A 22785-nucleotide genomic window follows, 5' to 3' on the forward strand; every position below is an offset into this window, starting at 1 on the left:
CGCTGCGCGCCCGTTCCAGAATAGTTTAATTGCTCACCAGTTCAGATGGTGGTCGCCTGCGCGTCGGCGCGTGCAGGTGAATGCACGACTGCCCGGAACGCGGGACGTTCCGGGCAGTCGTGAGAGGTGGCTCAGCGCGAGTAGAACTCGACGACGAGCTGCACGTCAGCGGTGATCGGGACCTCTTCGCGCTTGGGGCGGCGCAGCAGGGTGGCCTGCAGGCCCTCAAGGTTGACGTCGAGGTAGCCCGGAACTGCCGGGAGGACGTCGCGGTGTCCGCCGGCGGCGGCGACCTGGAACGGATCCATGTCGGCGCTCTTCGGGTGGACCTGGATCGTCTGGCCTTCCTTGACGCGGAAGGACGGACGGTCGACGCGCTGGCCGTCGACGGTGATGTGGCGGTGGACGACGAACTGGCGCGCCTGGGCGATCGTGCGGGCGAAGCCGGCACGGAGGACGAGGGCGTCGAGACGCATCTCGAGGAGCTCGACGAGGTTCTCACCGGTCAGACCTTCGAGGCGCTTGGCCTCCTTGTAGGTCTTGAGCATCTGGGCCTCGCGGATGCCGTACTGGGCGCGAAGACGCTGCTTCTCCTTGAGGCGGACCGAGTAGTCGCTGTCATTGCGGCGACGGGCGCGGCCGTGCTCGCCCGGGGGGTAGGGGCGGCGCTCGAAGTACTTCTCAGCCTTCGGGGTCAGCGGCAGGCCGAGGGCGCGCGAGAGGCGAGCCATCCGGCGGTTACGTGCTGGTGCTGGCACTGGGTTACCTTTCTTGGGTGTGGGTCGTCCCGGCAGGCATGATGTCCTCGCCCTGATCGGAACCGTTGTTTCCCCGGTTGGGAAAGAGGGATTGAGCGTCGAGAACCGCTCGCACCGACCGCCTTTACATATGAGGCACAACAGCTGACCATCTTAGCTCAGTCGCCGCGTCCCCCGCAACGCGCGGGCCGGGGGCGAACGCCGACGGGCAGCCCTCACTCTCCGCGCAGGAGACGGCGGATCGTCTCGAGGCGCTCCCCCATCGTCCGCTCCATGCCGTTGCCCGACGGCGTGTAGTACTCCTTGCCGCGCAGCGCTTCGGGCAGATGCTGCTGTGGTGCCACGCTGTGCGGGAAGTTGTGGGCGTATTTGTAGCCCTTGCCGTGACCGAGCTGCTTCGCCCCCGGATAGTGGGCATCGCGCAGGTGGTCGGGGACCTCCCCCACGAGGCCGCTCCTGACATCGGCGATCGCCGCGTCGAGGGCCTTGTAGCTCGCGTTCGACTTCGGTGCCATCGCCAGGTAGGTCACCGCCTCGGCGAGCGGGATCCGCCCCTCCGGCATGCCGATGTTCTGCACGGCCGTCGAGGCGGCCACGGCGATCGGCAGGGCCTGCGGATCGGCCATGCCGATGTCCTCGGCCGCGGAGATGACGATCCGACGCGCGATGAAGCGCGGGTCCTCCCCGGCGACGATCATCCGGGCGAGATAGTGCAGCGCGGCATCGACGTCGGATCCGCGGATCGACTTGATGAACGCGGAGACGACGTCGTAGTGCTGGTCCCCGTTCTTGTCATAGCGCACCACCGCTTCGCTGCTCGCCTCGGAGGCGGCCTCGACGGTGATGCGAATCGGGCTTGCTTCGCCGTCGGCCGACTCGTCGTCGACAACGTCACCGCCACGGCTCTCAGTGCTGACCGCCTCGGCAGCCTCGTCATCCGCACTCTCAGCGTCGTCGGCGACAGCCTTGCCCGCGCCGCCGCCGCGCTCCCCCGCCTGCGCCGCGGCGATGCCGGCGGCAGCCTCGAGGATCGTCAGTGACCGGCGGGCGTCGGCCCCGGCGATGCGGACGATGAAGTCCTTCGCCTCGGCATCGAGCTCGTACTCTCCCGCCAGACCCCGCTCGCTGACCATCGCGCGATCGAGCAGGGTCGAAATATCGTCATCGCCGAGCGGACGCAGCGTGAGCATGAGGGACCGTGAGAGCAGCGGGGAGATGACGGAGAACGACGGGTTCTCCGTCGTCGCCGCGACGAGGACGACGAGGCGGTTCTCCACGGCCGGCAGCAGAGCATCCTGCTGGGCCTTCGAGAACCGGTGGATCTCATCGAGGAAGAGCACGGTCGTGCGCCCGTACATCTCGCGTTCGCGCCGGGCGTTCTCGATCACCTGTCGGACGTCCTTGACTCCGGCGGTGATCGCCGAGAGTTCGACGAAGGTGCGTCCCGGCGCATGGGAGATGACGTGTGCGAGGGTCGTCTTCCCGACCCCGGGCGGACCCCAGAGGATCACCGAGGAGGCCCCAGCCCGGTCTCCCCCGCTCGCCTCGACGAGCTGGTCGAGCGGGGAGCCGGCGAACGTCAGATGCTCCTGGCCGACCACCTCGTCGATGGTGCGCGGACGCATCCGCACGGCCAGGGGGTCGAGTGCCCTGCCTGCGGGCGCACTCGGACCCGGGCCGGGGATCTCCCGGTCCGGGTCGGAGAAGAGGTCGGGACCCTGCGTCACCGCGGCCACCGCCTCACGCCGGCACCGACGTCATCGCGACATCAGTCGTCGGTCTCGGCGTCCGGGTCGAAGTCGACTCCCGCCTCGGCGCGCTGGGCTTCGGTGATCGGGGCCGGAGCCTGGGTGAGCGGATCGTAGCCGCCGCCGGACTTCGGGAACGCGATGACCTCGCGGATCGAGTCGACCCCGGCGAGCAGGGAGACGATGCGGTCCCAGCCGAAGGCGATGCCGCCGTGCGGGGGCGCACCGAACTTGAACGCCTCGAGGAGGAAGCCGAACTTCTCCTCGGCCTCGTCCTCGCCGATGCCCATGATCTCGAACACGCGCTCCTGGACGGCGCGCTGGTGGATGCGGATCGAGCCGCCGCCGATCTCGTTGCCGTTGCACACGATGTCGTAGGCGTAGGCGAGAGCGGCCCCCGGGTCGGTCTCGAGGGTCTCGAGGTACTCGGGCTTCGGGGCGGTGAAGGCATGGTGGACGGCCGTCCACTGTCCTTCGCCCACGGCGACGTCGCCGGCGGCCTGCGCATCGGCGGCGGATTCGAAGAGCGGAGCGTCGACGACCCAGACGAAGGCCCAGTCGCCGTCCTTGATCAGGCCCACGCGCTCGGCGATCTCCCGGCGTGCGGCACCGAGGAGGGCGCGGGAGCTGTTCGCGTCTCCGGCGGCGAAGAAGATCGCGTCGCCCGGGTTCGCGCCGGCCGCCTCGACGAGACCGGCCTTCTCCGTCTCGGAGATGTTCTTGGCCACCGGGCCGGTGAGGGTGCCGTCCTCGGCGACGAGGACGTAGGCGAGTCCCTTGGCTCCGCGCTGCTTCGCCCAGTCCTGCCACGCATCGAGCTGGCGCCTCGGCAGCGATCCGCCGCCGGGGTAGACGACCGAGCCGACGTAGTCGGACTGGAAGACGCGGAACGGGGTCTCGGAGAAGAACTCCGTGAGGTTGGTGAGTTCGAGGCCGAAGCGCAGGTCGGGCTTGTCCGACCCAAAGCGCTCCATCGCCTCGTGATAGGTGATGTGCGGGATCGGCGTCTCGATGTCGTAGCCGATGAGCTTCCACAGGGCGACGAGGATCTCCTCGGCGAGGGCGATGATGTCGGCCTGCTCGACGAACGAGGCCTCGATGTCGAGCTGAGTGAACTCGGGCTGACGGTCGGCGCGGAAGTCCTCGTCGCGGTAGCAGCGGGCGATCTGGTAGTAGCGCTCCATGCCAGCGACCTGGAGGAGCTGCTTGAACAGCTGCGGCGACTGCGGCAGCGCGTACCACGACCCCGGCTGCAGGCGTGCGGGGACGAGGAAGTCGCGGGCGCCCTCGGGGGTCGACTTCGTCAGCGTCGGCGTCTCGATCTCGACGAAGCCGTGCTCGTCGAGGACCGTGCGGGCGGCCCGGTTGACCGCCGAGCGCAGACGCATCGCATGCGCGGGACCCGAACGGCGCAGGTCGAGGTACCGGTAGCGCAGACGGGTCTCCTCGCCGACGGTGCCGGAGTCCTCCGCATGGTCGGAGACCTGGAAGGGAAGGGGGGCCGCCTCGGCGAGGATCTCCACGCTCGTGTCGACGATCTCGATCTCACCGGTGGGCAGGTTGGGGTTCTGGTTGCCCTCGGGGCGCAGGGAGACCGTGCCGGTGACCTTGACGACGGTCTCGTTGCGCAGTGCGTGGGCATCGTCCTCGCGGACGACGACCTGGACGATTCCCGAAGCATCCCGCAGATCGATGAAGGCGACACCTCCGTGATCGCGGCGACGATCGACCCACCCGGCGAGGGTGACGGTCTCTCCTGCGTTTGCGGCACGCAGGCTTCCGGATTCGTGGCTTCGCAGCACAGAGGGCTCCTTTACGATGGTCATGCGGGGAGTGCGTCAACCATGATAGTCGCTCGCACGGACATTCCCGCACGCACCGGCGGGCAGCGAGAGGACGCATGGACGGACACGAATCGGACCCGGCCCCCACCTCGGCGCAGGTCGAGGTCGCGGCGGAGACGTTCCGCATGCTCTCCCAGGCCACCCGACTGCGCGTCGTGTGGACCCTGGTCCACCAGGAGCTCGATGTCTCCTCCCTCGCCGAGGCGATCGGTGCGACCGTGCCCGCCGTGAGCCAGCATCTCGCCAAGCTCCGTCTCGCCGGGCTCATCTCCTCCCGCCGGGACGGGCGGAGGATCTTCTACACCGTCGACGACCCGCACGTCGTCTCGATGGTGCGGGAGATGTTCGACCACATCGCCCCCGACGGGTCGCTCGCCCCCGACCCGGAGTGAGGCGGCAACCCTGAGTAAGGCAGGGACCCCGAGCCGTCAGCCCTGCGTCACCTGCGGCCAGCGGTCCTCGACGCTCGGCTCCCATGTCTGCGGGTCGGCAGGCGTCTGCTCGCCGGTGCGGATGTCCTTGACCTCGTGACCGGACTCACCGTCGGTGAACCACACGAAGGGGATCCCCCGGCGCTCGGCGTAGCGGATCTGGCGACCGAACTTCGCCGCACTCGGTGAGACCTCGCACGGGATGTCGCGGGCGCGCAGGGCGGTGGCGACCGTATCCGCCTCAGACCGGCGCTCCTCGTCGGTGACGGCGACGACGACGGCCGACGGGGTGCCGCGGGAGGCGGTGATGCCGGAGTCCTCGCCGAGGACGAACGCCATGAGGCGCGAGACGCCGATCGACATGCCCACACCCGGGTAGGTCTTCTTCCCCACCGTGGCCAGCGAGTCGTAGCGCCCGCCTGAGGCGACGGAGCCGAGCTCCTCGTGTCCGACGAGCTGCGTCTCGTAGACCGCTCCCGTGTAGTAGTCGAGTCCGCGGGCGATCTTCAGCTGCGCGACGAGGACGCCGGGCGCTCGCTCGGCGGCGGCGGTGAGCATCCTCGTCAGGGACTCGAGGCCCTCGTCGAGGAGGGGGTGCTCGACTCCGAGGGCGCGCACCTCCTCGGCGAAGTCGGGCGAGTCCGATTCGATCGCGGCCAGAGCGAGGCACAGCTGCTGCTGGCGCTCATCGGCTTCCGCTTCGGCGGCGAGGAGCTTCGCGACCTCCTCGGGCCCGATCTTGTCGTACTTGTCGAGGCACCGGAGCACTGCGGGGATGTCGGTGAGTCCGATGCCGCGGGCGAAGCCCTCGAGGAGGCGGCGGTCGTTGACGACGATGCGCACCGGTGGCACCCCGAGCGGGGCGAGCCTGGCGAACGCGTCGGCGATGATGAGCGGGATCTCGACCTCGACGTGGCCGGGCAGCTCGGCGTCGGCGATGACGTCGACGTCAGCCTGGATGAACTCGCGGTAGCGCCCGGCCTGCGGCCGCTCACCGCGCCACACCGGCTGGATCCGCGCGGCCCGGAACGGGAAGCTCAGCTCGTTCGCGTTCTCGGTGACGAAACGGGCCAGCGGCACAGTGAGGTCGAAGTGGAGGCCGAGCGGATTGCGCTCGGTGCCCTCGGAGTGGAGTCGGGAGACCGCGAAGATCTCCTTGTCGATCTCCCCATCCTTGGCGAGCTGGCTGATCGGTTCGACGGCACGGTGGTGGAGGGCGGAGAAGCCGTGGAGGGCGAAGGTGTGCTCGAGGATGTCGATGATGCGCTTCTCGATGACGCGCTCCGCCGGGAGCCGTTCCGGGAATCCGGACAGACGGGCTGACTTCGCCATGGTTCTCCTTGCTCGTGTGGATGCTGCCCTGGCAGGCAGTGCCGGTGCCTCGCCGAGGCGGCGCCTCGGGCGGCTGTGGATCGGATCAGAGGAACGGGTTCGTCCGGAGCTCGTGGCCCACCCGCGAACCCGGACCGTGTCCAGGATAGATGGGAACGTCGGGCAGGTCCGCAAAGGCCCGCAGTGTGCTGCCCATCGCCTCGGCGTCGCCGCCGGGCAGGTCGATGCGCCCGATGGCTCCGGCGAAGACGACGTCGCCGGTGAAGACGACCTCCTCACCGTCGGCGCTCACCCGCAGCAGGGTCGACCCTTCGGTGTGGCCGGGGGCAGCGACAGCGGTGACGGTGAGTCCGGCGACGGTGACGGCGGTGCCGTCGGTGAGGTCGACCACCTCGGCGGGGGCCTGCCAATCGGTGAGCAGCGGAGCGATCATCTGTGCGAACGCCGGCCCCAGGGTCTCCCCCGGTGCGGCCATCCGGTAGTGGTCATCGGCGCCGAGGTGGACGGGAACGTCCCAGCGCTCGAGCATTCCCGGCAGCCCGAGGATGTGGTCGGGGTGGCCGTGGGTGAGGAAGATCGCCTGCGGGGTCAGTCCCTCCTCGGCGAGGACCTCGGCGAGGCCGGGAGCGGCGTCGAAGCCGGCATCGACGAGGATGCAGTCGCTGTGCCCCTCGGCGCGCACGGCGTAGCAGTTGACGTCGAGGAATTCGGCACGGGTGGTCAAGACATCCATGGGCAGAGTCTATCCAGACGGTGGCGGATGGTTATGCTGGTGTCACGCAATGATCGAGTGATCGGCGAGACCGCCGGTTCGACCGATGAGGAAACAGGTGAGAGACATGTCGACCCCGACCCCCAAGCCGACTCCCCGCCCGTCGTCGCTGCCCCGCCCGCAGGCGGCTCAGCCGGTGACCGGGACCACCGTCGACCACGACGCCGAGGTGGCGCGCGCGGTCACGCACGGTCGCGCGGACGAGCAGGGGACGGTGTTCGTCATCACCGCCGACGGTGAGCGTGAGGTCGGCCAGTACCCCGACGCGACCGGTGAGGAAGCCGTCGAGTACTTCGCGAAGAAGTACGTCGAGCTCGTCGAGCACGCCGCTCATCTGCGCAACCGACTCTCCGCCGGAGCGCCCGGACGCGAGGTGACGACGGCGGCGACCGCGCTGCGGGACTCGCTCGCCGACGCGAACGTCGTCGGCGACCTCAAGGGTCTCGCCGCGACCCTCGACACGCTCCTCTCCGACGCCAAGGCGACGGAGTCGAAGCAGGCGGCCCGCGCCGAGGCGGCCAAGCTCGAGGCCGCGCAGAAGCGCGAGGAGATCGTCGTCGAGGCCGAGACCCTGGCCGGCAAGGATCCCGAGAAGATCCAGTGGAAGGTCTCCGGTGCCCGTCTGCGGGAGCTCTTCGCCCAGTGGAAGGACATGCAGCGCAGCGGACCGCGCCTTCCGCGGTCGGTCGATCAGGAGCTGTGGGGCCGATTCTCGCAGGCCCGGAACACCTTCGAGCGCAAGCGCAAGGACTTCTTCGCCGAGCTCGACAAGCACAACTCCGAGGGCAAGCGGATCAAGGAGAAGATCGTCGCCGAGGCGGAGTCGCTGTCCGGGTCGACCGACTTCCGCACCGTGTCCCAGAAGTACAAGGACCTGATGACCCAGTGGAAGCGCGCCCCGCGCGCCTCGCGCAAGGACGACGATGCCCTCTGGGCGCGCTTCCGTGCCGCCCAGGACGTCTTCTTCGCCGCCAGGGATGCGGAGAACGCCGCACTCGACGAGGAGTACAAGGGCAACCTCGAGGTCAAGGAAGCGCTGCTGAAGAAGGCGCAGGCGCTGCTGCCGATCACGGATCCGGTGGCAGCGAAGCGTGAGCTCCGGGTCATCCAGGACGAGTGGGAGGAGGCCGGGAAAGTGCCCCGCGCCGATGTCTCCCGGATGGAGAACGGTCTGCGCGAGGTCGAGCGGGCGCTCGCCGACGCCGAGGACGCGGCGTGGAAGCGGAGCAACCCCGAGACCAAGGCCCGCACCTCGGGGGCGCTGAGCCAGCTCGACGAGTCGATCGCCGAGCTCGAGGCGGCGCTCGAGACCGCGAAGGCCTCGGGCGATGAGAAGTCCGTCGCCGATGCGCAGGCCGCTCTCGACGCCCGGCGTGCGTGGCGCGATCAGCTCGCGCAGACGGCGGCCGAACTCGACTGACGCTCAACAGCTTCTCGTCAGGGCCGGACGGTGAACCGTCCGGCCCTGATTCTTCTCTGTCCACAGGCGCGGACCCGAGTCCGTGGTTGTCCACAGGCCGACGATTCGGTCTTGCCCTCCCAGGGTGAGACGACGATAGTGGCCTCATGGAGGACATCTTCCGACTCCGCGACTACGGCTACGAGCAGCTCACGGAGCTCACCCTCGACGGTCTGCTCGTCCCACTGACGGAGACGACGTGGGTGCGGTCGGGTGCGGTGCTCGGACCAGAGGATCGAATCAGTGCGCTGGCGGCGCAGATCCCAGCGCGGCTCGTCGTCTCGCACTCGACTGCCTGGTGGGTCCATGTCGGTCTCGGTCGGGCGCCGAGCCCGCTGACCTTCACGACGCATCCGCGCAGGCGGGTGCTCGACCAGGACGGAGCCGTCGTCCACGAACTCAACCTCGGCCGCGGCGACTGGGAGACGATCGCCGGTCTGCCGGTGACGACGCCGATGCGCACGCTCTACGATCTGCTCCTACCGCACGTCCGCCGTCCGGAGGCGGGTTCGGCCAGGGCGGTGGCCGAGATCATCGACGAGGTGCCGCCGGCGATGCGCACGCGTTTTCGGCTCTACCTCGACGGGGTCTCCCGGCGGCCGTACGCCGCGCAGATGCGGGAGGTCGTCGATCGGCGCGGACACACGTCGACCCCCTGGCCGCGCGCACCTCAGCCGCCGGAGATGCGGTAGACGTCGAAGACGCCTTCGACCTTCCGAACGGCGGAGAGCACCGTGTCGAGGTGGCTTGCGTCGCTCATCTCGAAGACGAACTTCGACTGAGCGACGCGGGCCTTCGAGGTCGCCACGGAGGCGGAGAGGATGTTGACGTGGGTGTCGGTGAGGACCTTCGTGATGTCCGAGAGCAGTCCCGAGCGGTCGAGGGCTTCGACCTGGATCTGGACGAGGTAGACGCCGCTCGTCTTCTCCCCCCAGGAGACCTCGACCATGCGCTCGGGTTCGCGTTCGAGGGAGACGACGTTGGGACAGTCGACCCGGTGGACGGAGACTCCCGAGCCGCGGGTGACGAAGCCGACGATCTCGTCCCCGGGCACCGGGGTGCAGCAGCGGGCGAGTTTGACGAGGACGTCGTCGACGCCCTTGACGACGACGCCGCCCGAGGACGAATGATGACCCGAGGACTGGCCGGTGCGATTGCGCGGTGCCGGAGGCAGGACCGCGGCCTCCTCGTCGTCGCCGACCTCCTTCGCGAGCAGGTCGACGACGTGGGCGGCCGAAGTCACCCCGTTGCCGATCGCCGCGTACAGCGCGGTGACGTCGGGCAGGCGCAACTCGGTCGAGACGACCTGAAGCGCCTCCTGGCTCATCAGGGCGTTCGCGGACAGGGAATGGCGGCGCATCGCCCGGGCGAGCTGCTCGCGGCCGTTCTCGATCGCCTCTTCGCGGCGCTCCTTGGAGAACCACTGGCGGATCTTCGACCGGGCGCGCGGGCTCTTGACGAAGCCGAGCCAGTCGCGGCTGGGACCGGCGTTCTCGTCCTTGGAGGTGAAGACCTCGACGGAGTCGCCGTTCTTGAGCTCGGTGTCGAGGGCGACGAGGCGGCCGTTGACCCGGGCGCCCATCGTCTTGTGCCCGACCTCGGTGTGCACGGCGTAGGCGAAGTCGACCGGCGTCGCCCCGGCGGGCAGGCTCATGACGTCGCCCTTGGGCGTGAAGACGTAGACCTCCTTCGAGTTGACCTCGTAGCGGAGGCTGTCGAGGAACTCGTCGGGGTCGCTGACCTCACGCTGCCAGTCGAGGAGCTGCCGCAACCACGCGGCGTCGTCGACGCCGCCGTCGTCGGAGACCTTGACGGAGCGGGCAGTGTTCGAGGTGATCGCCTTCGACGGGTTGCCGCGGTCCTTGTACTTCCAGTGCGCGGCGACGCCGAACTCGGCTCTGCGGTCCATCTCGTGGGTGCGGATCTGGATCTCGACGGGTTTGCCGTTCGGGCCGATGACCGTCGTGTGCAGGCTCTGGTACATGTTGTACTTCGGCATCGCGATGTAGTCCTTGAACCTGCCGGGAACCGGGTTCCAGCGGGCGTGGACGATGCCGAGGGTGGCGTAGCATTCGCGGACGGTCTCGACGAGGACGCGGACTCCGACGAGGTCGTAGATGTCGGCGAACTCGTGACCGCGCACGACCATCTTCTGGTAGATCGAGTAGTAGTGCTTCGGGCGGCCGGTGATGGCCGCCTCGATGCCGGATTCGGCGAGCTCGGACTGGAGTTCGGACGAGACGGTCGCAAGGTACTTCTCGCGCTCGGGCGCACGGTCGGCGACAAGGCGGACGACCTCGTCGTAGACCTTGGGGTGGAGAACCTGGAACGAGAGGTCTTCGAGCTCCCATTTGATCGTGTTCATGCCCAGCCGGTGAGCCAGCGGGGCGTAGATCTCGAGGGTCTCGCGGGCCTTCTTCGTACTCGAGGCGGCGGGGACGAACTTCCACGTGCGGGCATTGTGGAGGCGGTCGGCGAGTTTGATGACGAGGACGCGGATGTCCTTGGCCATCGCGACGATCATCTTCCGCACGGTCTCCGACTGGGCAGCCTGACCGTAGGTGAGCTTGTCGAGCTTCGTCACCCCGTCGACCATCGCGGCGACCTCGGGCCCGAAGGACTCGGTGAGCTGCTCGAGCGAGTAGTCGGTGTCCTCGACGGTGTCGTGGAGCAGAGCAGCCGCCAGGGTGACGGGGAGCATGCCGATCTCGGCGAGGATCGTCGCCACCGCCACCGGGTGGGTGATGTAGGGGTCCCCGGACTTCCGGGTCTGACCGCGGTGGGCCTCCTCGGCGACCGTGTAGGCACGGACGACAAGGTCGATGTCGGCCTTCGGATGGCTCGCCTGCAGGGCACGGATCATCGGTCCGAGCACCCTGGGGTAGTCGGCGTTGTTCTGTGCCCTGGCCGCCCACCAGGCCAGACGGGAGATGCCGCGCGGACGGCGCGATTCAGCTGATGATGCCATCACATCCCCCTCTCAGCGTCTCAGACCTCGGCGTGGATCACCGGTGGAACGTCCTCGGATCCATTCCGTAAACGCAATTCTCGCACGGCTTCTTCCTGTTCCTTCACCGCGGGTTCGTTCGCTCGCAGAAGCGCGTAGAGGGGGCTGGCGACGAAGAGGGTCGAGGCCGCGGCGACGATCGTGCCGATGAACAGCGACAGGGAGATGTCGACGAGGGTGCCGGCGCCGAGGAGGAACACGCCGATGAAGAGGATCGAGGCGATCGGGAGGACCGAGACGACCGAGGTGTTGATCGAACGCACCGTCGTCTGGTTGACGCCGAGGTTGACGAGCTCGGAGAACTTGAGGTTCCGTTTGTCCTGGAATCTCGTCGTGTTCTCTCTGATCTTGTCGAAGACGACGACCGTGTCGTAGAGCGAGAAGCTCAAGACGGTGAGGAAGCCGATGATCGCCTCGGGTGTGACCTCGAAGCCGGTGACCGAGTAGATGCCCATGGTGATGATCATGACGACGAAGAGGCCGATGATCGCTGCCAGGGACATCTTCCAGGTGCGGAAGTAGAGGGCCATGACGATCATCGCGATGGCGACGAAGATGACGAGGGCTCTGATCATCTTCGACGTCACGTCAGCGCCCCATTGGGGACCGACGAAGGTCGAGGTGACGTCCTCGGCATTGACCGAGTAGCCGGAGGCCAGGGCGTCGCGGACCTCCTGCATCTGGGGATCGGTGAGCTGGTTCGTCTCGATCCTCACCCCGGTGTCCCCGGTGGGGGTGAGCCGGGGTTCGGAGTCGGGGACGACATCGGTGACGATCGATTCGCCTTTGGCCGCCGAGGTGTCGGTGACGTTGTCGACCTGGAACTGCGACCCGCCGCGGAAGGCGATGCCGAAGTTGAAGCCGGCGACGAGCGGGACGAGGAGGGAGAGGAGGACGAGGACGCCGGCGATGCCGAGCCACAGCTTCGCCTTCCCGACGAACGGGATCGACGACTCGCCGTTGTGGAGGCGGTTGCCCCACGCGAAGAACCGTTTCACTTCTCGTCTCCCGTCTCGTCGTCGGACTGCCGCGCCGCGCGCCTGGCGGCCGCCTTGCGTTCGGCGATGGTGCCGCCGCCCGCACTCGGCTCCGTCCGTGAGCGTCGCCGCTTGCCGGAGCGCGCGCTCGAGGTCTTCTCCTCGGCGGTCGTGCTCGACTCCGCAGTCACTTCTGTGTCTGCCGCCTCAGTCTCCTCGGCGGCTTCGCTCGACGTCGTGCGGGTGGCGGTCTTCGTCGTGCCGTGCTCCTCGGCGGTCACCTCGGCACTGGTCGCGGAATCGGAACCGCCCGAGTTCGCAGCGGACTCGCTCTTCGCCTTCGCGCGCCGGCCGGCGATCGTGTCGCTGTCGATGCCGGCTTTGCGGGCGCGCGCCTTCTCCCGGCGCTTGGCTTCGGGAGACTTCTCCGACTCGGGGAGGTCGATGTTGAGCGCTCCGCGGTAGGCGGCGCGTTTGACGCCGAGCAGACGCGGGTCCATGCCCGACATCGGGTGTCCCTGGCCGAAGAACTTCGTTCTCGCGAGCACTTCGAGCATCGGATGGGTGAAGAGGAAGACGACGATGATGTCGACGATCACGGTGAGTCCGAGGGTGAACGCGAATCCGCGCACCGAGCCCACGGCGAGGATGTAGAGGATCACCGCGGCGAGCATGTTCACCGACTTCGACGCCCAGATGGTGCGCTTGGCGCGGTCCCAGCCGACTTCGACAGCCGAGAGGAGGTTGCGGCCGCTGCGCAGCTCGTCCCGCACGCGTTCGAAGTAGACGATGAAGGAGTCCGCTGCCATGCCGATGCCGATGATGATACCGGCGACACCGGCCAGGGAGAGGCGGTAGCCGTATCTCCAGGAGGCGATGAGCAGCAGCAGATAGGTGAGCACACCGACGACGACGAGGCTTGCGACCGTGACGAGGCCGAGCACGCGATACTGCAGGAGCGAGTACACGACGACGAGGATGAGGCCGACGAGGCCGGTGAGCAGGCCGATGTTGAGGTAGTTCGCGCCGAGGGTCGGCGAGATCTGTTCTTCGCTCTGCACCTGGAAGCTGATCGGCAGGGAGCCGTTCTTGAGCTGGTTGGCGAGCGTCTGCGCCTCGTCGAGAGTGAAGTTGCCGGAGATCTCTGCACGGCCGTCGGAGATGACGGCGTTCGAAGTCGGGGCGGAGAGGACGAGGCCGTCGAGGGCGATGGCGAACTGGTTGTACGGCTGCTGCAGGCCCGTGATCGCCGAGGTGATCTGCTTGAAGATCTCACGGCCGGTGTCGTCGAACTCGAGGTTGACGGCGGGCTGGTTGGTCTGGACGCCGTTGGCGCCGGCCGCATAGCCGAAACTCGCGTCCTTGAGGTGGTCGCCGGAGAGTTCGACGGGTCCGAGCACATACTTCGCCGAACCGTCCTGGGCACATGCGACTACGGGTTCGTCGGCGGGCTGCTGCTCACCACCGGTCCGGTTCTTCGGGTCCGTGCAGTCGAGTTCCGTGTAGCGCTTGACGATGGCCTCGGTCTGCCATTCCGAGGCGTCCTTCTCCGGGTCGAAGAGGGGACGCGGTGTGGAGTCGGTGACCTTCGTATCCTCGCCCTGACCTTCGCCGGCCGGGGTCTCGCCACCTGCGGGAGTCTCTCCGCCGGCCGGGGTCTCCTCGCCGGAGCCCGAGGCGTCCTTGCCGGCAGGGCCGGGAACGCTGCCGCCGGCGTTCGGGTCGGTCTCAGTTCCGTTGCCGGTCTCAGTGCCGCTTACGGTGTCGGCTCCGGCGCCGGTTCCGGTGCCGGAGTTGACGACGGCTCCGCCGCCGGCCGGCGATTCCTGATTGCCGCCGGTGAGCTCCTCGAGGCGCTTCCGCTCTTCGTCGGAGAGTCCGTCGTCGCTGTTGCCGCCGCCGTTCTCGCTGCCCTGCTGCTCCTCATTGATCTGCTCCTGGGAGCGGGGGTCGCCGACGAGGGCGACCCGCCGGAACACGAGTTGCGCCGAGGAGCGGACGAGGTTGCGGGTCTCCTCATCAGGATTGCCGGGCAGGTTGACGACGATGTTCCTGTCGCCCTGGGTGGTGATCTCCGCTTCGGAGACGCCGGTCGAGTCGACTCGCTGGCGGATGATGGCGACCGCCTGATCGAGCTGCTCCTTGCTGATGGTCGTGTCCTCGGAGACCTGGGGCTCCAGGATGATCGAGGTGCCGCCTTCGAGGTCGAGGGCGAGCTTCGGTGTGGTCGTCGCGTCGGACCAGATCACTCCCCCGGCGAGGACGCCGCCGAGGACGAGGGTGACGATCGCCAACCACAGGAACCGCAGACCTGGTCGCGGCTTTTCTTCGATATCGGACACGATTCAGCTTTCGATCGGGTGCGGGTGTCAGTTCTTCTTGTCGTCGGAGTCCGGCGTGCTTCCGGGCTTCTTCGACGAGTCCCCTGCGGCCGAGTCGTCTTCGAGGCCATCGACGGCCTTCTTGTCGGTGGTGCCGCCGGTCGTGTCGGCATCGATCGTGTCAGCGGTGTCGGTCTTCCGCGCATCCTCGGCCCGACGGGCCTCAGCGGTGTTCGCATCGGCGTCGGCCTTGGCGATCGCGTCGATGTCGTCGGCCTGCGCGGTCGTCGCCGCGTCGGCGTCCCCATTGCCCTCGGCGCGCTTGCGCTCGTTCATCGCGTCGAGTTCGGCGTCGGTGATCGCCGGGGTCTCAGCGGCGTCGTCAGTGGTGCCGTCGGCGATGGGCGCGACGTCGGTCTCGGGGTTCTCGATCTGGCCGATCGCCTGGCGGTGGACCTTGAGGATGGTGCCGGGGCCCGATTCGATGGTGACCTGGTTGTCCTCGTCGTTGATCGAGAGCACGGTGCCGAAGACGCCGAAGGTCGTCATCACCTTCGCCCCGGGAACCAGACCGGCCTTGATCTGCTCCGCTCGCGCCTTCTGCTTACGCCGAGAGTTGAACAGGAAGAAAATCAGCAGCGCGGCAAGCGCGAGAGGGATGAGCAAATCCACAGGTATCAACCTTCCATAAGAACGGACCAGTGCACTAGCTTAGTTCGAACTGCGCACTCAAGGCGAACCGGTGGCCCCGGTTCAGAACTCATAGTTTGCTGGGACGTGGAGGCCCAAGTGCCTCCATGCCGCCGAGGTGGCGACGCGTCCGCGCGGAGTGCGGCTGATGAGTCCCTCCCGCACGAGGTAGGGCTCGGAGACCGTCTCGACCGTGTCGGCCTCCTCGCCGACGGAGACCGAGAGAGTGCCGAGGCCGACAGGGCCCCCGCCGAAGCGCCGGCAGAGCACGTCGAGCACGGACCGGTCGAGGCGGTCGAGGCCGAGTTCGTCGACTTCGTACACGGTGAGCGCATTGAGGGCCGCCGCCTCGTCGATGACGCCGGAGCCGCGGACCTGCGCCCAGTCGCGGACGCGCCGGAGCAGGCGGTTGGCGATGCGCGGGGTGCCGCGCGAACGGGTGGAGATCTCCTCGAGACCACGCACCTGAGCATCGATGCCGAGCATGCGGGCCGAGCGTTTGAGCACGGTGAGCAGGTCTGCGCTCGAGTAGAAGTCGAGGTGGCCGGTGAAGCCGAACCGGTCGCGCAGGGGTGCGGGGAGGAGGCCCGAGCGCGTGGTCGCCCCGACGAGGGTGAAGGGCGGAAGGTCGAGCGGGATCGCCGTGGCACCGGGCCCCTTGCCGACGATGACGTCGACGCGGAAGTCCTCCATCGCGACGTAGAGCATCTCCTCGGCGGCCCTGGCCATGCGATGGATCTCGTCGATGAAGAGGACTTCGCCCTCTTCGAGGGAGGAGAGGATGGCGGCGAGGTCGCCGGCGTGCTGGACTGCCGGGCCCGAGGTCACCCGCAGGCTCGCCTGCATCTCATGGGCGATGATCATCGCCAGCGTCGTCTTGCCGAGTCCGGGCGGTCCGGAGAGCAGGACGTGGTCGGGAGTCCTGCTGCGCGCCTTGGCGGCGTCGAGGACGAGGGAGAGCTGTTCGCGGACCTGGGGCTGTCCGATGAAGTCCTGGAGTCCCTTGGGACGGAGCGCGGCTTCGGCGTCGCGCTCGGCCGCTTCGGCGGTGCCGGAGACGAGGCGGTCCTGCTCGGCCCCGGTGAGTCGCTGGTCGCCGAAGTCCATTTCGTAGGAGTCGGGTTCGCGCGACAGAGATTCTCGTCCGGTCATTTCCTCGCACCCAGGACTTTGAGGGAGGCCTTGAGGAGTGTCGAGGTGCCGGCGTCAGGACCGAGCTCGCTGACGACGTCCTGCACCGCCTCGGCGGCCTGGGGTTCCTTCCACCCGAGGCCGACGAGGGCGTCGACGACCTGCTGGTTGACTCCCCCGAAGGACAGCGCGGGCGCGGAGGCCGTCGCGGCGAATTTCGGCAGCTTGTTCTCGAGTTCGAGGATGATGCGCGAGGCGCCCTTCTTCCCGATGCCCGGCACGCGGGTGAGCGCGGTCGCGTCCTGTCCGGAGATGGCGGCGGCAAGCTCGTCGGGGCCCATGACCGAGAGGATGGCCATAGCCAAGCGCGGACCGATGCCGGAGATGGTGAGGAGGACTTCGAAGGTGTGGTTCTCGTCCTCGGTGCCGAACCCGAAGAGGGTCATCGAATCCTCGCGGACGACGAGTGTGGTGACGAGCTCGATTTCGGCGCCATGGCGAGTCCCCGCGAGGGTGTCCGGTGTCACGTGCACTTTGCGTCCGACTCCATAGGTGAGGACGACGAGGTGGTCAGCTGCGATGCGATGAACCGTACCGCTGAGGAAACTGATCACGGACAGCCTTTCGGGTGGGAACACTTGTACGAATCCAGGTTAACAGGAACCCTTAACCCAACGTATCCGACATGCCCGGGCGGAGTCCGCCGTTCACCCACCGCCACCGAAGCCACCAGCGTCGCTTTCGGGTTCACTCCCGGGCGCTGGCCCACTGCTCCCTGGAGGCTCACCGTCATGTGGAGGCCCACTCGTCCCCGGAGGTTCGTCAAAGAGGGTTTCGGCGGCCTCGCGGGCGATGAAGCGGGCGTGGAGGATCGGTCTGCGTTCGACATCGATCGAGGCGGGCGGAATCCACGCGGGTCTGCCGTCAAAGAGCATGTAGGCATACCAGTCCGATTTGTCGATGAGGTGGTGATGCATTCCGCATGCCAAGGTGAGGTTGTTGAGTTCGGTCTTCCCGCCCATCGCCCAGGGGACGATATGGTGCGCATCGCACCACCCCGGAGGTGTCTCGCACCCGGGGAACGTGCATCCCTGGTCGCGTGAGGCGAGGATGGCGAGCTGCTTCGCCGTCGCATGCCGATTCTCGGTGGCCAGAGACAGGGATTTCGCCTTGTCGCTCATGAGGTGAAAGAACACCGAGCCGTTGAGTCCCTCGTCGACAGCGAGGTCGATGGGAAACTCCGCTTCGGCTCCGGTGGCCGCTCGGCCCTTCTTCTCCGCAAGGTGCTCGGCCGTCGCGTTGACGACGAGTGCGAACGGTGCGCCCTTGCCCACTCGGTCCATCTCGATCCGGGAGATCATGGTGGCGAACCGTTCGTAGATGAGGTTCTTCACCGATCCCTGAGCGTCAGAGGTGTCGACGAAGGCTCCGTCTTCTCGCACGCCCCAACCCCGGCTGATGCCGCAGTCGGTCGCGCCCGGAGTCAGGTCGGTGGGGACACGCGCATCCGAGACGTCGCCGGAGAGGACGCTGGAGAACAGGTCGACGATCTCCTGGTCGCCGGCACTGTGCGGCTGCCCGGTGATCGGGTCGAGATCGCCGGCACGACCAGCCGGACTGCCGCCGACAAGGCCCTCAGAGCCCGCGCGAACGACCTCAGCGCCGCTGGTGCCGTCAGCGCCTGTACCGTCAGCGCCGCTGGTGCCGTCAGCGCCTGTACCGTCAGCGCCGCTGGTGCCGTCAGCGCCCGCGCCGACAGCGCCGGCACCTGCCGCTCCGCTGCCTGCGTCGCCGCTCTCGACAGTTCCGTCTCCAACACTGCCGGTGGTCGCAGGGTCGTCGGCTTTGATCCGCGAGGTCAGCCAGCCCTGGAGGATGCCGCCCGAGATCGGGTCGAGCAGTCCGGACAGATCCCAGTCGCCGTCTCGTCGCTGGCGAACATTCACCCGATACTTCGAGCGATCATGCGAGTCCGGGGGCTCCTCACCGTCAGGGTCGAGACGATCAAGCATCTCGGTGAAGATCCGCTTGAGGTCGGACACCCGCACGCTCGGTGCGCGCGAGACAAGCTTCTCCTCGACCCTGCTGCGCACATCGGAGGAGATCCAGAACGGTACGGCGTCCATGCATTCGCCGATGACCGCTGCCTGACTCGAGGAGAGCCGGCCGGATCGCAGGCCCTCGGCCACGACAGGGTACTTGGGCGGTCGTGACTGGCCGGTGACATCGACTCGGTTCCCGAGGTTCTTGGCCAGTTCCGTGCGCCGGTGAGCTTCTCTGCCACTGAGCTTGAGCTTGTCCTGCACAAGTGACTTGGTGGTCTTCGCGCCGTAGTCCTTGGGAGTGCCGGTGCGTTCGAACACCGAGAGGGTGACGGCCGAGAGCAGGTCGACGATGCGACTGAGTGCTTCGAGGCCCTGCATCACGGTGACAGCCTCGTCGGGTCCCATCGGACGTTGGAAGGTCTGCAGCTGTGTGGCGAGCTCGGTGAGAGCAGTGAGGCTCCCCGTGACCTCCGGCACCGACGACTGCATGTCGGCCCACTGCTCGCTGCTGAGCATCGGGTGCGGGGAGTCGGGAATCGAGGTGTCACGGTGCTCGTCGACGGCAGTCTGGAACGGGTTCGCGATATCGGACACGCACGGCCGATCCACTGCATCCGAGCCCACATCGGTCAGCTTGTCTTCTCCGCTCCGACCGGTCCCTCCCCCTGCGATGCCATCGTCTCGAACGCCGTCGTCCGAGCGATGGGATCCATCCGAGCGCAGGGACCGTTTCGCAGCCGCGCGCTTCGAGGACTGTTTCCCCGCATCGGACCGCGCATCATCAGACCGCACTTCGCGCGACTGACTCCCAGCAGCCCCGCAATCGTCGGAAACGACTCGGCCCTCGTCTGTCTGCGGACGGGGTTCATCGAGCTTGCCGAAATCCTGGGGTGCGACCGGAGCGATCTCACCGAAGCGATCGGCGAGTTCGTGTCCGCCGAGATCCATACCGGCGTCTCTGAGCTGATCGAACAGCGACTGCGGCTGGCTTCCGCCCGCTCGTCCACCCGCGCCGCCGACCGACGATTCGTCTCGGGTCCACGGGAGCGGCTGTCCGGCCGCGCGCCCTCCCTTTCCGTCGGAGCCTCTGCTCCGACGGCTCGGCGTGCGATCCGGTGTCAGCGTCATAATCTCAGTGATTCGTCCATCAACATCTTCGTTGTGCGGTTGGTCACATTCTACGCGCGTTCATTTCGCCATGTCTACAGTTTCGTTCGATTTTTTCAGAGTTTTTTCTATGTGTTTCGCCGTCGTTCTAATCGGTGTAGATTCACGTCTCTGACCAGCGCACACGTTCCGCAACCAACAAGATGCACGCACGCAGAGAACCGAACGTCGATGCTCCGAACACAGAGGCGCGCGAGATAGAACGACTTCCGAGCACGAGGGAAACAGCCTGCAGGGAGCGACGCAACACGGCACTGATCCGCCCAAGGAACCGCCGTCGAAGGGCGGGGGAACACACCCCCAAAAATGCGGGGAAACAGGACGTTGAAGCGCGAATAGGCATCGCCCGCCGTCCATTCGCCCTGACACAGCGTCGGCATTCGGCGTCATCCGAACAGTACGCCCGGAACCCTCACTTCGCGTCGCGCAGGGCTCTTGCCCACTGCTCCTGGGCCTTCGTCAGCCGGCTCCCCTGCCGGCCGCCGCCCTTGCGCTCGGTGAGGTCCTTGTTCGCACCCGGAGTCGACTGCGCGCTCAGCGCCCCTCTCCATGAGTGGCAGATGGCGATCGCCAGTGCGTCGGCGGCATCCGCGGGCTTGGGCGGAGCGTCGAGGCCGAGGATGCGGGTGACCATGTTCGTCACCTGTTTCTTGTCGGCTCGGCCGGAGCCGGTGATCGAGGCCTTGACCTCGGACGGGGTGTGCATCGCCACGGGGATCCCGCGGCGCGCGGCGAGCCCCATCGTCAGCCCCGAGACCTGGGCGGTGCCCATGATCGTCGAGACGTCATTGCGCGCGAACACCCGCTCGATGGCCACCACATCGGGACGGTGCACATCGAGCCAGGTGTCGAACGCCTCGGCGAGGCTCCCCAGCCTCAGGTCCACGGAATCCGCGGACGGGGTGCGGACGACGTCGACGGCGACCATGGCGACCCGACGGGCCGACAGGGTGTCGATGACGCCGAGCCCGCACCGCGTGAGGCCGGGGTCCACGCCGAGGATGCGCATCAGGCGTCGAGTTCTGCGAGGACCTCGTCGCTGACGTCGGCGTTCGAGTAGACGTTCTGGACCTCATCGCTGTCCTCGAGGGCATCGATGAGCTTGAACACCTTGGCTGCGGTCGCAGCGTCGAGGCTGACCTTGAGTCCGGGCACGAACGACGCCTCGGCGGAGTCGTAGTCGATGCCCGCGTCGACGAGCGCGGTGCGCACGGCCACGAGGTCGGTCGCCTCGGAGATGACCTCGAAGGTCTCGCCCTCGTCGTTGACCTCTTCGGCCCCGGCTTCAAGGGTCGCTTCGACGATGGCGTCCTCGTCGGTGCCCTCGGCCGGGACGACGATGACGCCCTTGCGGTTGAAGTTGTACGACACCGAGCCGGGGTCGGCCATCGATCCGCCGTTGCGGGTCACGGCGACCCGGACTTCGGAGGCCGCACGGTTGCGGTTGTCGGTGAGGCACTCGATGAGCAGCGCCACGCCGCCGGCCGCGTAGCCTTCGTACATGATCGTCTCGTAGTTGACCGCTTCGCCGTCGAGGCCGCCGCCGCGCTTGACCGCGCGGTTGATGTTGTCGGCCGGGACGGAGTTCTTCTTCGCCTTCTGGATCGCGTCGAAGAGGGTCGGGTTGCCATCGGGATCAGGTCCACCGTTGCGTGCGGCAACCTCGATGTTCTTGATCAGCTTGGCAAAGAGCTTGCCGCGCTTGGCATCGATGGCAGCTTTCTTGTGCTTAGTCGTTGCCCATTTGGAATGACCTGACACTGGTGTTCCTTCCTATAGATACAGCCCTACGATTCTATACGCTCGCGCCCCTCCGCCCGAAAGCGCGCCGGAGGACGGAATGAGGAGCACCCCGCCGAGGCTGTTCGTCGGTCCCAGCCTTCCCCCGCCGAGGCTGTTCGTCGTCCCAGCCGACCCCGCCGGTTCTCCCCTGCGACGGTGAGCCGATCCCGGCGGAACCGCCGATCGAGCTGAGCCGGCTGCCGAGGCGTCTGCCGGCCGACCGCCCGCAGACAATCAGTCGATGACGAGCGGGACGTCGGGGACGGCTCCCCGGGAGGCGAGCTCCATGAGGCTGAGCAGGTTCCTCGGGTAGATCGTCTCCGTCGTCTCGAGCAGCTCTTCGCGGCTCCACCAGCGGAACTCGAGGAGACTGCGCTTCTCGATGTCCGTCCACACGGCGTCTTCGAGCTCGATGTCCTCGGTCGTCCGATAGGCGAAGTAGGTCTCGAGCTGCCGCAGCTCCTTCTCCGTGAAGTGGAAGACCTCGTCGCGGATGGCGAGCGGACCGATGAGGTCGCCGGGCTCGCATTCGATGCCTGTCTCCTCGGCGAGCTCCCGCGCCGCCGTCTGCGCCGGGGTCTCGCCCATCTCCGAACCGCCGCCGCACGTCATCCACCACTGGTGGGACGGAGTGAGCAGGTCCTGGGCCCTGATGAGGAGAACCTCGTCGCGCTCATTGAGCAGTACGACCCGCGAAGCTTTACGAGGTTTCATGGTTCTCCAGGAGTTGACGGCGGACAGACGAAATTCTTTGCAGGATAGTGATGCAGCAGGCGATCATCAAGACGCCCAGGGCGACCGTCAGAACGATATCGGGTAGTCCCATTCCGACCAAGCCGGTGACGACGAGTGTGACCAACAACCGATCGGCGCGCTCGGCGATCCCACCCGCGGCGTGGACGCCGAGTCCCTCCGCGCGCGCCCGGACGTAGGAGACGAGCGAACCGGTGACGAGACAGCCGAGGGCGAGCAGCGCGGTGAGCGGGTCGGAGGCGCCGAGGAAGAACCACAGGGCGAGCCCGATGAAGACCGCGGAATCAGCGATCCGGTCGAGCGTCGAGTCGAGGAAGGCCCCCCAGAGGCTGTTGCGCCCGGTCTCCCGGGCCATGATCCCGTCGAGCATGTCGCAGAAGACGAAGACCGTGATGACGATCGTCCCCCAGAGCAGCTGCCCGAGCGGGTAGAACACCAGGGCACCCGCGCACACCCCGATCGTCCCGATGTACGTCACGGCATCGGGTGTCAGTCCCAGGCGCAGGAGGAGCCTCGCCAGGGGACGGAAGAGTCGGGTGAATGCCGCGCGGGCAATGGTGTTGAGCAT

At 67.5% G+C, this 22785-nt stretch carries 19 protein-coding genes; 3 read left to right on the plus strand and 16 right to left on the minus strand.

Annotated features, from left to right (window positions below; translation table 11 throughout):
• Positions 1-131: 131 nt before the first annotated feature.
• From rpsD to aspS, 3 genes are all read right to left on the minus strand, one after another.
• Positions 132-731: a 30S ribosomal protein S4 gene (gene rpsD, locus ACQ1RG_RS13970; RefSeq protein WP_009377142.1), complete on the minus strand. Its 600-nt coding sequence runs from the start codon at positions 729-731 to the stop codon at positions 132-134.
• Positions 732-973: 242 nt separating this feature from the next.
• Complete coding sequence (locus ACQ1RG_RS13975; protein WP_051995522.1) at positions 974-2485, minus strand: replication-associated recombination protein A; 1512 nt, start codon at positions 2483-2485, stop codon at positions 974-976.
• Positions 2486-2526: 41 nt separating this feature from the next.
• A complete protein-coding gene (aspS, locus tag ACQ1RG_RS13980) occupies positions 2527-4308 on the minus strand; it encodes an aspartate--tRNA ligase (RefSeq protein WP_009377140.1) in 1782 nt (593 codons plus the stop codon).
• A gap of 98 nt (positions 4309-4406) precedes the next feature.
• Here aspS and ACQ1RG_RS13985 point away from each other — a divergent pair, with 98 nt between their 5' ends.
• Complete coding sequence (locus tag ACQ1RG_RS13985; RefSeq protein ID WP_009377139.1) at positions 4407-4742, plus strand: ArsR/SmtB family transcription factor; 336 nt, start codon at positions 4407-4409, stop codon at positions 4740-4742.
• Between the two features lie 36 nt (positions 4743-4778).
• On the opposite strand, the gene hisS is transcribed toward ACQ1RG_RS13985, so the two are convergent.
• Both hisS and ACQ1RG_RS13995 read right to left on the minus strand, forming a co-directional pair.
• On the minus strand, positions 4779-6113 hold the full coding sequence (gene hisS / locus ACQ1RG_RS13990) for a histidine--tRNA ligase (protein WP_009377138.1): 1335 nt from the start codon (positions 6111-6113) through the stop codon (positions 4779-4781).
• An 85-nt stretch (positions 6114-6198) separates the two neighbouring features.
• Positions 6199-6846 carry an MBL fold metallo-hydrolase gene (locus ACQ1RG_RS13995; protein WP_009377137.1) on the minus strand — a complete coding sequence of 216 codons (648 nt, stop codon included), beginning with the start codon at positions 6844-6846 and terminating at the stop codon, positions 6199-6201.
• 106 nt (positions 6847-6952) lie between these two features.
• Between ACQ1RG_RS13995 and ACQ1RG_RS14000 the strand changes: the two genes are divergently transcribed.
• Positions 6953-8305: a DUF349 domain-containing protein gene (locus ACQ1RG_RS14000; protein WP_009377136.1), complete on the plus strand. Its 1353-nt coding sequence runs from the start codon at positions 6953-6955 to the stop codon at positions 8303-8305.
• Between the two features lie 146 nt (positions 8306-8451).
• Complete coding sequence (locus tag ACQ1RG_RS14005; RefSeq protein ID WP_009377135.1) at positions 8452-9036, plus strand: hypothetical protein; 585 nt, start codon at positions 8452-8454, stop codon at positions 9034-9036.
• On the opposite strand, the gene ACQ1RG_RS14010 is transcribed toward ACQ1RG_RS14005, so the two are convergent.
• From ACQ1RG_RS14010 to pgsA, 11 genes are all read right to left on the minus strand, one after another.
• Positions 9015-11312, minus strand: a complete 2298-nt coding sequence (locus ACQ1RG_RS14010) for a RelA/SpoT family protein (RefSeq protein ID WP_095375515.1) — start codon at positions 11310-11312, stop codon at positions 9015-9017. The genes ACQ1RG_RS14005 and ACQ1RG_RS14010 overlap by 22 nt on opposite strands.
• A 20-nt stretch (positions 11313-11332) precedes the next feature.
• A complete protein-coding gene (gene secF, locus ACQ1RG_RS14015; protein ID WP_009377133.1) occupies positions 11333-12349 on the minus strand; it encodes a protein translocase subunit SecF in 1017 nt (338 codons plus the stop codon).
• Positions 12346-14670, minus strand: a complete 2325-nt coding sequence (gene secD, locus ACQ1RG_RS14020) for a protein translocase subunit SecD (protein WP_238614622.1) — start codon at positions 14668-14670, stop codon at positions 12346-12348. Before secD ends, secF begins: the two co-directional genes overlap by 4 nt.
• Positions 14671-14697: 27 nt before the next feature.
• On the minus strand, positions 14698-15321 hold the full coding sequence (gene yajC / locus ACQ1RG_RS14025; protein ID WP_238614621.1) for a preprotein translocase subunit YajC: 624 nt from the start codon (positions 15319-15321) through the stop codon (positions 14698-14700).
• 81 nt (positions 15322-15402) lie between these two features.
• Positions 15403-16446: a Holliday junction branch migration DNA helicase RuvB gene (gene ruvB / locus ACQ1RG_RS14030; RefSeq protein WP_101623730.1), complete on the minus strand. Its 1044-nt coding sequence runs from the start codon at positions 16444-16446 to the stop codon at positions 15403-15405.
• Positions 16447-16487: 41 nt separating this feature from the next.
• Positions 16488-17108, minus strand: a complete 621-nt coding sequence (gene ruvA, locus ACQ1RG_RS14035) for a Holliday junction branch migration protein RuvA (RefSeq protein ID WP_430600170.1) — start codon at positions 17106-17108, stop codon at positions 16488-16490.
• Between the two features lie 69 nt (positions 17109-17177).
• Positions 17178-19109: an HNH endonuclease signature motif containing protein gene (locus ACQ1RG_RS14040; protein ID WP_186372557.1), complete on the minus strand. Its 1932-nt coding sequence runs from the start codon at positions 19107-19109 to the stop codon at positions 17178-17180.
• A gap of 985 nt (positions 19110-20094) precedes the next feature.
• Positions 20095-20691 (minus strand): crossover junction endodeoxyribonuclease RuvC, encoded by a 597-nt coding sequence (gene ruvC / locus ACQ1RG_RS14045; protein ID WP_430600171.1) that lies wholly within the window; start codon positions 20689-20691, stop codon positions 20095-20097.
• A complete protein-coding gene (locus ACQ1RG_RS14050) occupies positions 20691-21443 on the minus strand; it encodes a YebC/PmpR family DNA-binding transcriptional regulator (protein WP_095375512.1) in 753 nt (250 codons plus the stop codon). Before ACQ1RG_RS14050 ends, ruvC begins: the two co-directional genes overlap by 1 nt.
• Before the next feature lie 255 nt (positions 21444-21698).
• Positions 21699-22178, minus strand: a complete 480-nt coding sequence (locus ACQ1RG_RS14055) for an NUDIX hydrolase (RefSeq protein ID WP_040341488.1) — start codon at positions 22176-22178, stop codon at positions 21699-21701.
• Positions 22165-22785: a phosphatidylinositol phosphate synthase gene (gene pgsA / locus ACQ1RG_RS14060; RefSeq protein ID WP_009377124.1), complete on the minus strand. Its 621-nt coding sequence runs from the start codon at positions 22783-22785 to the stop codon at positions 22165-22167. Before pgsA ends, ACQ1RG_RS14055 begins: the two co-directional genes overlap by 14 nt.

Source organism: Brevibacterium sp. K72, from assembly GCF_050562175.1.
GTDB lineage: Bacteria > Actinomycetota > Actinomycetes > Actinomycetales > Brevibacteriaceae > Brevibacterium > Brevibacterium casei.

Coding starts and splice junctions, on each gene's coding strand:
- ACQ1RG_RS14010 (WP_095375515.1), bottom strand. CDS start 11,312: ATGGCATCATCAGCTGAATCGCGCCGTCCGCGCGGCATCTCCCGTCTG.
- ruvB (WP_101623730.1), bottom strand. CDS start 16,446: ATGGACTTCGGCGACCAGCGACTCACCGGGGCCGAGCAGGACCGCCTC.
- rpsD (WP_009377142.1), bottom strand. CDS start 731: ATGGCTCGCCTCTCGCGCGCCCTCGGCCTGCCGCTGACCCCGAAGGCT.
- hisS (WP_009377138.1), bottom strand. CDS start 6,113: ATGGCGAAGTCAGCCCGTCTGTCCGGATTCCCGGAACGGCTCCCGGCG.
- ACQ1RG_RS14005 (WP_009377135.1), top strand. CDS start 8,452: ATGGAGGACATCTTCCGACTCCGCGACTACGGCTACGAGCAGCTCACG.
- ruvC (WP_430600171.1), bottom strand. CDS start 20,691: ATGCGCATCCTCGGCGTGGACCCCGGCCTCACGCGGTGCGGGCTCGGC.
- pgsA (WP_009377124.1), bottom strand. CDS start 22,785: ATGCTCAACACCATTGCCCGCGCGGCATTCACCCGACTCTTCCGTCCC.
- ACQ1RG_RS13995 (WP_009377137.1), bottom strand. CDS start 6,846: ATGGATGTCTTGACCACCCGTGCCGAATTCCTCGACGTCAACTGCTAC.
- ACQ1RG_RS14000 (WP_009377136.1), top strand. CDS start 6,953: ATGTCGACCCCGACCCCCAAGCCGACTCCCCGCCCGTCGTCGCTGCCC.
- ACQ1RG_RS13985 (WP_009377139.1), top strand. CDS start 4,407: ATGGACGGACACGAATCGGACCCGGCCCCCACCTCGGCGCAGGTCGAG.
- ACQ1RG_RS14055 (WP_040341488.1), bottom strand. CDS start 22,178: ATGAAACCTCGTAAAGCTTCGCGGGTCGTACTGCTCAATGAGCGCGAC.